Raw genomic sequence first — 12,838 nt, 5'->3', positions numbered from 1 at the left:
AGGGGAGGGCCCCTTTCTTTGCGCCGGGCGCTGGGGTTCGGGAAAGGTGGGGACCTTTTTCAGGGGAGTTCCCTGAACCCTGGTGCACCTCGAGTGTGGAGGATTTGGGACGTTCACCGTCCCAAATCCTCCACACTCGGACCTCGCAGGCATCAGCGATGCCACATCCGGACCACCTAGAACAATGCCAACCAGCAACTCATGTGACTTTGCCGGGACCCTGGCGCTGGGCGCAATGAAGGGGGGCCATCATGTACTGGGGGAAGGTGTGAAACCGTCATCACCACTCACGAGTACCGGGGCATTCCTCGCGAATTCCGGCAGGAATCTCGCATCGGGCACAGCGGCTCCCGGTCGTGCCGCACAGTGGGTCCATGGGTATCTCACGAGTCGGTTTCGCCGGACTGGGCAGTATGGGCGGGCCGATGGCACGGAACCTGGCGCGGGCCGGAATCCCGTTGCTCGTGTGGAATCGCACCCCGGGTAAAGCGGACCAGGTGGCCGAGGCCGTCGAAGACGTGGCCGAACTCTTCGCGCGATGCGACGTCGTGATCCTGATGCTGAAGGACGCGGCCGCCGTCGACGCCGTGCTCGATCGCGGACGGCCCTCGCTCGCCGGCCGCACGATCGTCCACATGGGAACGACGGCGCCGGAGCATTCCCGCGCACTCGAAAGAGACCTCCTCGCCGCAGGGGCGCGGTACGTGGAGGCGCCGGTTTCCGGCTCCCGAGTCCCCGCCGAGGCGGGTGAACTGGTCGCCATGCTCGCGGGTGACCCCGGCGCGATCGAGGAGGTCCGGGAGCTGTTCGGGCCGCTGTGCCGGGAAACCGTGCACTGCGGGCCGGTACCGAACGCGCTCCTGATGAAGCTGGCGGTCAACGTGCACCTGACCGCGGTCGTGACGAGCCTGGCCGAGACCGTTCACTTCGCCCGTGCGCACGGGCTCGACCTCGGCCTGCTCGCCGGTGTCCTCGGCGCGGGGCAGTTGGCCAGCCCGATCCTGCGGGTCAAGGCACCCAAACTGGCCGATGAGGATTTCGCGGCGCAAGCGTCGATCGCGAACGTCCTGGCCAACGTCGAGCTGATCGCGGCTGCGGCAAGGGAAGCGGGACTCACCTTGCCGTTGCTCGAAGCGTCCCGTGTCCTCTATGCCGAGGCCGCGCGGCTCGGCCTCGGTGACGCGGACATGGTCGCCGTCGTGAAGGCCCTCGAAGCCCGGCCCAGGACGCATTGAGAGGACTAAACGCGCATCCAGCTCGGCACACCGTGCCCGAAACCGGCGAGCAACCGTCCCGGGTACAGCTCCGCCAGTGCCGCGATCTCCATCGCCGCGATCGCCGGGTTCCTGGCCACGGTGGGCATGACGCCGATGCCGAGGGTGATCTTCTCGGTCGACGCCAGCACCGCCGACGCCGTGGCGATCCCGCCCGCGTAAAAACAGTCCTCGACGATCCAGACCTCGTCCAGGCCCTCCTGCTCCGCGCGCCGGGCGAGCCCGGTCAACCGGGCGGCGGGCAGTTCGCGCGGGATCCTGACTCCGAGCCGTGAAACCATGCCGTTCTCCAATCCTCAGACGCGCCGCAGCACGCGAAGCAGGTATTCCTTGCGGTCCAACGGGTTGTGGTCGGTCCTCGATCGTGACGGCGCCGCTCCCCGGACCGGCCGGTAGCCGTGGAAGGCGGTCTCCATCGCGGCTTCCCCTCGGCTCGCCGAGGGCAGAAGCTGGTGCACCTCATGGGTTTTCGCCGCCGGGATCTCGCCGTCCAGCTCGGCCGTGTCCCCGCGGGTGAGCGTCGTGCGCGGGACGGCGCGTGCCTGCGCCAGCAGCGTGGTGACCGGGCCGAGCGTGTCGGCCGGGGTCTGGAGGGTGAACCGGTGCATCGGTTCGTGCACGGTCGTCCCGGCTTCGCGCAAGGCAGTCATCAGCACCAGCGGCGTCAGGTCGCGGAAGTCGCCCGCGGTGCTGGACATGCTCTTGTCGAAGGTGCCGTGCGCGTGACTTTGCCTGGCGTAATAACCCGAATGCGTCATCGTGACCACGCAATCGAGCACCTCCCAGCCGTGGACGCCCTCGCGCAGAGTCTCCTTCACCGTGTCCTCGACGGCTTTGATGAAGGAGTACGGCATCGAGCCGAGTTCGACCTCCAGCCGGAACGAGATCCCGCTCCCCGGCGGACCGGGCTCGACGCGCAGCCCGACCGTGGCCAAAAAGGGATTCGGTGCCTTGCCGATGAGTTCGACGGCCGATCCGACGCCGCAAACGCGCTCGACGCAGATCGTGGTCGTCTCGCTGAAGGTGACGTCGATGCCGTACTCGTCGGCGAGGGTCGCCTGGATGACCTCCTTCTGCACTTCGCCGTAGAGCGAAACGGAGGTCTCCTGACGGATTTCGTCCTGTCGCAGGCCGATCAGCGGATCCTGTTCGGTCAGCTGGGTCAGCGCCTGGTGCAGCGGCCCGCGATCGGCCGGGCGCACCGGTGAGATGACGGTTTCCAGTGTCGGCGGTGAGAACAGCGCCTCCCGTACGTGTCCCGGCCTGGTCCCGAGCACGTCACCGATCCGGACGTCGAGTCCCGACAGCTTCGCGATCCGGCCCGCCTCGACCGATCCCGCCGACACGGCGGCGCCGTTGTCGAAGACGCTGATCGCGGTGACCTTGCCTTCGCCGTCACCGAGCGGGACCTTGTCGCGGACGGCGAGACTGCCGGAGAACAGCCGTACGTAGGCGATCTTCTCGCCACCGGGACCGCGTTCGACCTTGAACACCGTGCCGGAGAGCGGGCCGTCGGCAGCACTTTCCTTGGCGGGCAACAGATTCTCGATGCCGTCGCGGAGCGCGTCGATACCCTCGCCGGTGATCGCCGATCCGAAGTAGACCGGATAGGCGAGCCCTTCGGCCACTTTCGCGGTGAGTTCGGCATGGAGCCGCGACGACGTGAACGCGTCCGGATCGGTGAGGTAGCCGGTCAGGAAGTCTTCGTCGAGGGCGGCCAGCAGGTCGATCACCCGATCGGGTTCGACGGGGTCCATCACGACGACCGAAGACGTGAGCTTCCCGGCGATCTCCCGGAACACCCGGTCCGGATCGGCGCCGCGCCGATCGAGTTTGTTCACGAACAGCAGCGCCGGGATGCCCAGCCGTCGCAACGTCCGCATCAGCACACGGGTCTGTGCCTGGACGCCTTCGACCGCCGACAGCACCAGGACGGCGCCGTCGAGGACGCCGAGGACGCGTTCGACCTCGGCGATGAAATCGGGATGGCCGGGGGTGTCGATCAGGTTGACGGTGACGTCGCCGACGGCGAACGACACCACGGCCGCCTTGATGGTGATCCCGCGGGCGCGTTCCAGCGCCAGCGTGTCGGTCTGGGTACTGCCGTCATCGACACTGCCCAGCTCGCCGATGATCCCGGCCGTATGCAACAGCCGTTCGGTCAGGCTCGTCTTCCCGGCGTCAACATGCGCCAAAATCCCCAGGTTGAGGGTCTTCACGAGGTGTCTTGTCCTTGAGGTAGGCGGAAATTACCTGGTGGAAGGACATGGACACGGGCAAGACGATCATCTCCTAGGCCGGGAACCGATCTTCCCGACTACAGCACCCCGGGCTTCGGCTCCGCAACCGAATTACCGCCCAACGCATTTCGTCCTCTGACTGCGGTAGATGCACGCGCAAGTACCACATTCAGAGGACGAAATGCGAAAGAGGGTCAGGCCAGGTATTCCGCCGCGGCGCGAAGGCTGACGTAGGACCCGCTGAACGTGTCGATCCGGGGGCCCTCGGTGTCCGGGCCCGGCGCGCCGGTCTCGACCCGGATGTAGTCCACAGAGGACTCCCGGAGCCACGCGAGGAACTCGCGGACCTCGGGATGACGGTGCGCCTCGCGGGTCACCACGACGAGGTCGCGCGCGCCGCGGACGGCGTCGATCGCGGTCGCGATCCCGTCCGCGGTGACCTTGAGCGCCCGCGTGCCGGGAACGAGCTCGGTCAGATGCGCGCCGAGTCCCCACGGCATCGGCCCGGCCGCGACGATCGGCTCGGTCTCGACGTCGATCACCAGCGGCGGTCCGTCCAGCTTCGGCGAACCCTGGATCCGCAACGCCTTGCGCGCCGCCTCCAGCCCGAGCCGGTGATCGACCGCCGAAATCGGCGTCGACACCGGCGGAGCGCCGAGTGCGGCGACCCGCTCCGACGCCTCCGCCAGCCGCTCCAGCGGCAGTTCACCGGCTTCGACCGCGGCCGCGATGACCGCCGCGATCCGGTTCAGTTCGTCCTCTTCGAACGACACCCCGCCAAGGCAGAGCGCGTCGGCGCCGGCGATCAGCGCCCGCACCGCCGCCCGGCCGACGCCTTCGGTCTTGCCCAGCTCGCCGGCGATGGCACCCATGTCGAGCGCGTCGGTGACCACCGCGCCCGTGAAGCCGAGTTGGCCGCGCAGGACGTCGGTCAGCGCCTTCGGGTTGAGTGTCGCGGGCAGCTCGCCCCACGCGGGCACGACGAGGTGCCCGGTCATCACCGCCCGCACCCCCGCCGCGATCGCCGCCTTGAACGGGACCAGTTCGATCGCGTGCAGTTCCGCTTCGGTCCTGGGCAGCACCGGCAGCGAGTGGTGCGAATCGTCGGTCGCCGCCCCGTGGCCGGGGAAGTGCTTGGCCGACGCGGCGACGCCGTACTTCTGCAGACCCGTGATGTACGCCGCGACGTGCGGCGACGCCTTCACCGGGTCCGAACCGAACGCCCTCACCCCGATGGAGGGATCCTCCGCCGCCAGGGTCAGATCCGCGCACGGGGCGAAGTTGATGGTGACCCCGCACGCGGCCAGCCGCTCGCCGAGCGCCGCGGCCACCGACGCCGTCAGCTCGACGTCGTCCGCGGCGCCGAGTGCCAGTGGTCCCGGGACGAACGAGCCGGTGGCGACGTCGAGGCGCGTGACGTCACCGCCCTCTTCGTCGATGCCGATGAGCACGTCGGGCCGTTCCGCCCGCAGCTGAGCGCTCAGCGCGGCCACCTGTTCGTCGTCGACCACGTTGCGGCCGAACAGGATCGCGCCGCCGAGGCCGTCGGCCACCTTGCGCCGCAGCCAGTCCGGCGCGGTCGTGCCGTCGAATCCCGATACGAGCACGGATCCGGCGAGCTTTTCCGGTGAAGACAACGCTTATCCCTTCACTGCGCCCGCGGTCAGGTTGGACACGAGCTTGCGCTGGACGAGGATGAAGAACACCAAGGCGGGCACGGCGTAGATGACCGACGCCGCCATGATGCCGCCCCAGTCCACGGAAAACGCCGTCCGGAACGACGAAAGCCACACCGGGAGCGTCTGCATGTTCTGGTCGCGCATGAACACGAACGCGAACAGGAACTCGTTCCACGCGGTGATGAAGCTGAACACCGAGGTGGTCACCAGCCCCGGGGCGAGCAGCGGCAGCGTCACCCGGCGGAACGCGCCCGCCCGGCTGCAGCCGTCGATCATCGCGGCCTCTTCGAGGTCGTACGGGATGCCGTTGACGAAGCCGTAGAGCATCCAGCACGTGAAGGGCAGCGTCGCCGCGAAGTACACCAGCAGCAGCGAAGGCAGCTGGTTGAGCAGCCCGGCGTCCCGCATCAGCAGGTACATCGGGATCAGCAGCGCCTCGAACGGCGCGAGCTGCGCGACCAGCACCAGCAGCAGGAAACCCTTGCGGCCACGGAAACGCATCCGGGACAACGGAACCGCGGCCAGTACCCCCGCGACGAGCGAGCACAGCACCGCGCCGATCGTGACGATCAGGCTGTTGGCGAGATAGGTGGTGAAGCCGGGCTTCGTCAGCGCCGAGACGAAGTTGTCGAACGTCACCGAAAGCGGGACGAGGTCGTAACTCGGCGACAGGACTTCGCCCGGGGTCTTGAGCGAGGACGTGATCATCCAGTACGTCGGGAAGACGAACAGGACGGCCACGACCACGCCGAGCGTGCCGAGGCCGATCCGCTGGGTCAGGGACTTCCTCATGACAGGTCGGCCTCCTTCGTGCGCACCAGCAGCTGGACGTACCGGGCGGTGAGCAGGATCAGCACGAGCATCATCAGCAGGGCGGCGGTCGCCGCCAGGCCGAAGTGGTTGCCCGCGAGGCCCTTGAGGTACATGTAGACCGGCAGTGTCGTGCTGGCGCCGTCCGGCCCGCCCTGGCGGATCGCCCACACCTGGGCGAACACCTTGAAGTCCCACAGGACCGACAGGAACGTGACCATGGTCAGGATCGGCCGGATCGCCGGCCAGCTGACCGCCCAGAACGCCTGCCAGGGATTGGCGCCGTCGATGCCCGCCGCCTCGTACTGCTCCTTCGGGACACCGAGAAGCCCGGCGTACAACGTGAACGCCACGAACGGCACGGCCTGCCAGACGACCAGCAGGCCGATGACGGTCAGTGTGCTCGGTCCGGTGGAGAACCAGGAATGCCCGATGAACTCCTCGAAGCCGAGTTTCGCGAGCGTCTTGTTCAGGATCCCGTACTGCTGGTCGAAGATCCACTGGAAGATCGTGGTCGTCGCGACCACCGGGGTCGCCCACGCGAGGATCAGCGCGACCTGCAGGATCACCCGGACCACCGGGTTGAGATGCCGCATCAGCAGCGCCATGAACAGCGCGAGCAGCAGGGTGGTGATCACGACCGCGGCGGTGAACACCAGCGTGCGGACGGTGATCTCCCAGAATTCGGGGTCGGACAGGATCGCGGAGAAGTTCTCGAACCCGACCCAGACCATGTCTCCGGAGACCAGCTCACGGAGGTCGAGCTTGCGGAGACTGATCCCGACCAGCTGCAGCGTCGGCCAGCCCAGCAGGACCAGGATCGCGATCAACGCGGGAAGGATCAGCAGGTACGGCGCCGTCCGTTCGCCGAGACGGAGGCGCCGATTCGACTTCGGCGGCTTGATGCGCGGCGAAGCCGGCGGGGAGGACCCCGCCGGCGTCGTCACATCTTTGGTCGTGGTCATCCGCCGATGAGCTTGTCGAGCGCTGCGTTGGCGTCGGCGGTCGCCTGGTCGAGCGGTTTCGTTCCGGTCAGGTAGGCGGTCAGCATGTCCTTGATCGGGTTCTGACCGGATTCGACGTCACCCCACTTGGGGCTGGTCGGCACGGCGCGGCCGTTCTTGGACGCCTCGGCCATGACCTTGGTGAGCGGGTTCGCGTCGAGCGCGGACACGTCGGTCGAGGTACCGGGGACGTAACCGGCCTTGGCCAGCTCGGTCTGGTACTTCGGGGTGGAGAACAGCTTGACGTAGTCCTTGGCCGCGGCCGCGTTCTTGCTGTTGGCCGGGATGACCAGGTTCGAGCCGCCGAGGAAGACCGGGGCCGGCTTGTCGGCGGTCTTGCCGGGGATCGGGAAGGCGCCCGACTTCTCCTTGATCGACGGGTCGGTCTTCGCGGCGGTGTCGGCCTCACCCGGGACACCGATCATCATCGCGACCTTGCCCGCGCCGTAGATACCGGCCTGCTGCGGGGTGGCCTCGTCGGCGTCCTTCGGCGCCTTGGTGCCCGAAGCGTCGGTGAGCTGCTTGTAGAACTCCAGCCCGGCCTTGGCCTGCGGGGTGTTCAGCGTGGCCTTGAAGGACTTCCCGTTGGCCTGCGCGATGTCGCCGCCCTCGTCCCAGATGAACGACAGCAGCTCGTACCAGTTCTGGCCCGGCTGGTAGAGGGCCTGGAACTCGGGGTCGCTGCCGAACTTGGCCTTGAGCTTGGTGATCGCGTCGAGCCACTCCGCGCGCGTCTTCGGCGTCGCGGTGATGCCCGCCTGCTCGAACATGTCCTTGCGGTAGATGACCTCACGGTTGGCCGCGTAGAACGGGACGCCGTAGGTCTTGCCGTCGAACTCACCCGAGGCCTTGAGGCCCTGGAGCCACTGGGCGCCGTTGAAGTCGGCGACGCTCGAGGTGAGGTCGGCGAGCACGCCCTGGTTGGCGAACGCGGGGGTCTGGGTGTTGCCCAGCTCGATCACGTCCGGCGGGTTGTCACTGGCCAGTGCGGTGGTCAGCTTCTGCTGGATACCGTTCCACTGCTGGATCTCGTACTTGACCTTGACGCCGGGGTGCGCGTCTTCGAATTCCTTGTGGAGCGAGTTCGTCAGAGATTCGGGGGCGGTCCCGGTCATGAGCCAGACCGTGAGCGTGCCGTTCGAGGCCGGAGCGCTCGAATTCGTGCTGTCGCCACTGCCGGAACCGGCGCAGCCCGCCGTCGCGAGGGTGATGGCCGCGGCGCCCGCAGTCATCTTGAGCCAGCGCTTCACTCGTGCCGTCCTTTCGATGCCCGACCACGATGCCGGGCTCCCACAAAATGGTGTAGACCAATGCGGGCAGCGTGGTACGTACCACTCCGACTGTCAAGCAGGTGGCCGAGTCGTTGTAAACGAGCCGCAATCTTTCACCTTGCGTGAGCGAATGATCACGCTCGAACGCGGTTTCGGGCGGCGCTCGACAAGTTGTCGCCAGTCGCGCTGACATGCGGTTTTTCGTTGACTGTTCCGGTGAACGGAGCATTCGGCGGAACGCTCAGGACTGTTCGGGGGAAGCCGGACCGGCTATCGGATCAGTAGTCCTCGTCGTCGAGAGGTGGCTCGATGCCGAAGAGCGCCCTGGTCTGATCCTGAAGGAACCACGCCAGCGTCGCGCAGGCGATCAGCAGGATCAGGGGGAGGACCGGGCCGCCGTTGGTGAGGATGAACAGTTCGGTGACGCTCGCCCCCACCATGACACCGGCGAGCAGGAGCGCCGCCGGGCCGCCGAGGCGGGGGACGAGCAGGCCGATGGCGCCGCCGACCTCGAGGACGCCCGTGACGTACCGGAGCCATTGCCCGAGCCCGATTTCGGCGAAGGTCTGTTCGGTGTGGCCGCCCGCGAACAGCAGGTAGCCGCTGTAGAGGAACTCAGCGGCCAGCGCGACGCGCACGATCCACAGCGCGATCGAGCCGATCGGCAGGCTCCGGGTTCCGCTGGCTCCTTCGGACATGCCGGGGATCTTTCTCCAGGGCGGTGGGGCATGGCAAGCTTCGCGTTTAGTCCTCTAAATGCGTCCTTCGGCGTCACCGAGGAGTATCTGTTCGAGCAGCAGGTCGACGTCGCGGGCGGACTCGGGTTCGCCTATCCGGTGGAACGTTTCGGCGGCGCGGAGCGCGCGGCGGGCGGCTTCCCGGACGCGGCCCGCCGCGCTGAGCACGTGCGCGGCGACGTGATCGAGCTGGGCGACGAGATGCTCCCTGGCGGGCGCGGTTTCGGTTTTCACCGCGTGCACGGCGGTTTCCGCGGCGGCGAGCGCGGTCAGTGCCGCGTCGAGGTCGCCGGACCGCAGCCGGGAAAGTGTCGCGGCGTTACGGCAAGTGGCGGCCACGTACCCGCCGCCGATCGCCAGCGCCGCCTCGGCGGCCCGCGCGTAGAAGTCGGCGGCGTTCGCGCCGTAGCCGAGCAGGTCCAGTTGTTCCGCGGCGGCCATGCTCGCCGAGATGTAGGAATGCCCGGTGTCGCCCGCCTCCTGGAGGATTTCGGCGAGGACGGCGTATTCGTCGAACGCCCGCGCGGATTCGCCGAGCGCGCGGTAGGCGTCGGCGTACATCCACCGGCAGCGCTGATCCCAGTCCGGCAGCCCGGAGAGCAGGTCGATGGTGCGGGGTGCGACGTCGAGCACCTCGTCGTAACGGCCGGCGCCGTGCAGCGCGGTGACGAGGACGTACCAGTGCTCCACCGTGTCCTTGCCCCTCGACGCGGCGACACCGAGGGACGCGTAGGCGTCGTCGACGGCTTCGGCGAACCGGCCGGTGCCGATCAGGGACATCGCCCGAAGCTGGCGGAGGTGCCCGCGCAGCCGCTCCGGGCCGCCTACGGGCAGCGTCGACAGCAGGTGCTCCACGAAAACGTCGAGTTCGTCGAGCGATCCTGTGCGCTCGTAGGCGATCCGGACCTGTTCGACGGCTTCCACGGCCTTCTCGCCGACGTTCCCGACGATGAAGGCATCGGTCGCCGCACGCGCGAGTTCCACTGTGGTCACCGGATCCTCGCCGTCGCCGTTCCGCAGTGACGCCTCCAGGCACAGAAGAGTGCCGAGGAGCAAGGGGTCCCCCGCCTCGCGGGCCCGGTCCGCGCCACGCCGCAAGGCCTCGTACGCCTCGGCAGTGCGGCCCTGTCCGGAAAGCACGTGCGCCAGCCAGTACTCGCCCCAGCAGGCGGCGCCGTCGTCGGTCCCGGCGCGCAACCGCGCCGCGGCCACCGTCGTCAGCGCGACGCCCGTCTCGGCCTGATCGTCGAAGACCAGCCAGAGGCCGAGCCAGCACTGGTTGAGCAGGAACCGGACCTCGTCGCCCTGGCGCCGGAACCCGGCGGCCGCGCGGCGCAGCCGCTCCTCGGTGTCGCCGCCCTGGAAGAAGATCGCGCGCAGTTCGGTCAGTCGCGGGGCGATCTCCTCCGGGACGGTGCCGATCGCGGCGAGACAGGCCCGCGCCTCCTCCGGTTCGCACCGGTGATTGTGGATTTCGGCCCGGACGACCAGTTCCTCCGCCGTCAGATCGGGCGGCGGCAGGATCGGGACCCGGGGGAGCGCGGAAGGAAAAAGCGGCACGAACTCCGTGACCGGTTTGGCGGCCATTTTCCGCCGGGCGTCTTCGGTGAAGTCAGTGGTGTGCTCGCGTTCGTCGAGTTCCTCGGCCTCGACGAACGCCGCCGCCCGCATCCGCTGGTGCAGTTGACGCAGGAGAAGCCCGTCGTACGGGCCGTCGAGGGTGAACCGGATCTCGCCGTACCCGGTTTCGGTCAGCCGCCGGGTGAGCAGGGCCGCCGCGGTGAAGAACTCCAGCCTCTCGACGGCGTCCGCGTGGTCGCCCACACCGTCCAAAAGCGACAGAAGTTCGATACCGGTGTGCTCGTTACCGGTGAGCGCGCAGAACTCCAGCCGCAGGGCGTGGTCGCCGTACCGGTGCGGGGCACCGGTCGAGGCCCTGGTCACCCACCGGTAGGCCGACGCCGCTTCGGCGTGTGCACCGGCGGCCGCCAGTGGGACCAGCGTCCGGCAGAGCCGGGTGATCTCGGCCTCGCCGGAGCCGTCCGCGCGGCGTGGTTCCACTTCCATGGTTCTGCCCCCAGAACATGACGTCGACGCCGGATCTTAACTCCCGTGGTTCCGTCGTGACCCTGCTTTCGGATGGTTCACGAGGGCGGGTTACGCCGTATCGGCGGTGTCCTGGGCGACAGCGTGTGACCGGACTGGTTAGGCTCAGCGCATGTCCGAGACTTCGACGGCCGACGAGCGCATCCAGGTGCTCGAAGCCATCACCGACACCGCATTGGGGCACCTCGGCCCTGGCAAGGTGATGGAGACGATTCTCGGCCGGGTACGCGAGGTAATGGGGGTCGACACGGCCACGGTGCTCCGGTTCGACCCGGAGGCGCAGCTGCTGCGCGCCATCGCCGCCTCGGGGATCGAAGAAGAGGTCTACCAGGACGTCCAGATCACCGTGGGCGCCGGTTTCGCCGGCCGGGTGGCCGCGGAACGGCGCCCGGTGATCCTCGACCACGTCGACGAGACCACCGTCGTCAACGCGCTCCTGTGGGAACGCGGCCTCCGCGCCCTGCTCGGCGTGCCGATGGTGTCGGGTGACGATCTGGTCGGCGTCCTGCACGTCGGGTCGGTGACGCCGCGCGAGTTCACCGAGGCCGACGTCGAACTGCTGCGGCTGGTGGCCGCGCGGATCGCGCTGGCGGTCCAGATCGACGTCTCCACCGCCGATCGCGCGGCCGCGTCGGCGCTTCAGCGGAGCCTGCTGCCGGGACGGCTGCCCGACGTCGCCGGAATGCAGTTCGCCGCGCGGTACGTGCCGGGTACCGAACCGGGAGTCGGCGGGGACTGGTACGACCTGTTCCCCCTGCCGGGTGATCGCTTCGGCATCGTGATGGGCGACGTCGCCGGGCACGGCCTCAACGCCGCGGTGATCATGGGCCGGATACGCAGCGCGCTGCGTGCCTACGCCCTCGAATCGGACGATCCGGCCGAGGTGCTGTCCAAACTGGACCGGAAGGTGCACCATTTCGAGCCGGGTGCGCTGGCCACCGTCGTGTACGGGTTGATGCCCGCTTCACGGGACAGCGTGGCGATCTCGCTGGCGGGGCATCTGCCCCCGGTGCTCGCGACGCGCGACCGCCCGTCGGTGTTCGTCGACGCCCCGGTCGACCCGCCCATCGGGGTCACCGGGCCGAAACGCCGGAGGACGGACATCGAGCTGCCGCCCGGCAGTGTGCTCGCCCTGTACACCGACGGTCTCGTGGAGCGCCGGGATCACCTGATCGACGTCGGGCTGCGGAGGCTCGCCGACGTGGTCACCGCCGATCCGCCCGGTGTGGTGTGCGCGCGGGTGATGGCCGCGCTGGTCGGGGCGACGCCCGCCCAGGACGACATCGCCATCCTCGTGGCCAGGCGCGACCTGAACTGATCACCGGACGGGGTGATCGTCGGGTACGACCTGCCAGCGGCCCTTCTCCTTGGCCCGGTCGATCGCCGCCTGACCCCGCGCGGTCATCCGGCCCTCCGCGATCAGGCGGGCGGCCCGTTCGCGGTTGACCCGGCTCCACGAACTACGGGGAGTGCGCGGGGTGAACCGCAGCCGGGAACTACCGGCGTCGTTCTTGCGGTGCAGCCCGTCGATCCAGCCGTAACACAGCGCCTCTTCCACCGCCTCGTGGATGCGGACGCTGGGCACACCGCTGTTCTTGTGCTGGATGATCAGCCAGACCGCCTTCGCGCTGTCGGCGTTTTCACGCAGCCAGGCAAGCCACTCGGCGGGGGTGGCGGCGGTGCAGGTGGGCTCGTCCATGGCCGGGTCCTCTCTCGT

General features: G+C 68.5%; 10 protein-coding genes and 1 pseudogene. 2 read left to right on the top strand and 9 right to left on the bottom strand.

All coding sequences use genetic code 11. The features are described from left to right. Positions 1–374 precede the first annotated feature (374 nt). The gene (locus ACZ7KI_RS01780) at positions 375–1,235 is read left to right on the top strand and encodes an NAD(P)-dependent oxidoreductase (RefSeq protein WP_470271346.1); all 861 of its coding nucleotides are present in this window, start codon (positions 375–377) and stop codon (positions 1,233–1,235) included. 11 nt (positions 1,236–1,246) lie between these two features. Here ACZ7KI_RS01780 and ACZ7KI_RS01775 read toward each other — a convergent pair. The 8 genes and pseudogenes from ACZ7KI_RS01775 to ACZ7KI_RS01740 all read right to left on the bottom strand — a co-directional run. After that, a pseudogene (locus ACZ7KI_RS01775) lies at positions 1,247–1,555 on the bottom strand (LLM class flavin-dependent oxidoreductase); the annotation flags it as partial. A gap of 15 nt (positions 1,556–1,570) precedes the next feature. After that, a complete protein-coding gene (locus ACZ7KI_RS01770) occupies positions 1,571–3,493 on the bottom strand; it encodes a GTP-binding protein (RefSeq protein ID WP_470271345.1) in 1,923 nt (640 codons plus the stop codon). 215 nt (positions 3,494–3,708) lie between these two features. Next, positions 3,709–5,151: a glycoside hydrolase family 3 protein gene (locus tag ACZ7KI_RS01765; RefSeq protein ID WP_470271344.1), complete on the bottom strand. Its 1,443-nt coding sequence runs from the start codon at positions 5,149–5,151 to the stop codon at positions 3,709–3,711. 3 nt (positions 5,152–5,154) lie between these two features. Continuing rightward, positions 5,155–5,985, bottom strand: a complete 831-nt coding sequence (locus ACZ7KI_RS01760; protein ID WP_470271343.1) for a carbohydrate ABC transporter permease — start codon at positions 5,983–5,985, stop codon at positions 5,155–5,157. After that, positions 5,982–6,968: a carbohydrate ABC transporter permease gene (locus ACZ7KI_RS01755; protein ID WP_470271342.1), complete on the bottom strand. Its 987-nt coding sequence runs from the start codon at positions 6,966–6,968 to the stop codon at positions 5,982–5,984. Before ACZ7KI_RS01755 ends, ACZ7KI_RS01760 begins: the two co-directional genes overlap by 4 nt. Next, positions 6,965–8,257, bottom strand: coding sequence for an extracellular solute-binding protein (locus ACZ7KI_RS01750; protein WP_470271341.1), 1,293 nt, complete (start codon positions 8,255–8,257; stop codon positions 6,965–6,967). The genes ACZ7KI_RS01755 and ACZ7KI_RS01750 overlap by 4 nt, the downstream gene beginning before the upstream one ends. 299 nt (positions 8,258–8,556) lie before the next feature. After that, entirely contained in the window at positions 8,557–8,976 is a 420-nt protein-coding gene (locus ACZ7KI_RS01745) for a DoxX family protein (RefSeq protein ID WP_470271340.1), read from the bottom strand. Positions 8,977–9,030: 54 nt separating this feature from the next. Further along, a complete protein-coding gene (locus ACZ7KI_RS01740; protein ID WP_470271339.1) occupies positions 9,031–11,082 on the bottom strand; it encodes a hypothetical protein in 2,052 nt (683 codons plus the stop codon). 151 nt (positions 11,083–11,233) lie between these two features. Between ACZ7KI_RS01740 and ACZ7KI_RS01735 the strand changes: the two genes are divergently transcribed. Continuing rightward, the gene (locus ACZ7KI_RS01735; protein ID WP_470271338.1) at positions 11,234–12,439 is read left to right on the top strand and encodes a PP2C family protein-serine/threonine phosphatase; all 1,206 of its coding nucleotides are present in this window, start codon (positions 11,234–11,236) and stop codon (positions 12,437–12,439) included. Here the strand turns inward: ACZ7KI_RS01735 and ACZ7KI_RS01730 are convergent, their stop codons facing one another. Beyond that, on the bottom strand, positions 12,440–12,820 hold the full coding sequence (locus ACZ7KI_RS01730) for a YdeI/OmpD-associated family protein (RefSeq protein WP_470271337.1): 381 nt from the start codon (positions 12,818–12,820) through the stop codon (positions 12,440–12,442). Positions 12,821–12,838: the final 18 nt, after the last annotated feature.

It is taken from the genome of Amycolatopsis sp. NPDC039088 (assembly GCF_055598845.1).
The sequence above is the reverse complement of the archived record's forward strand: the minus strand, read 5'-3'. Positions and strand labels throughout refer to the sequence as shown.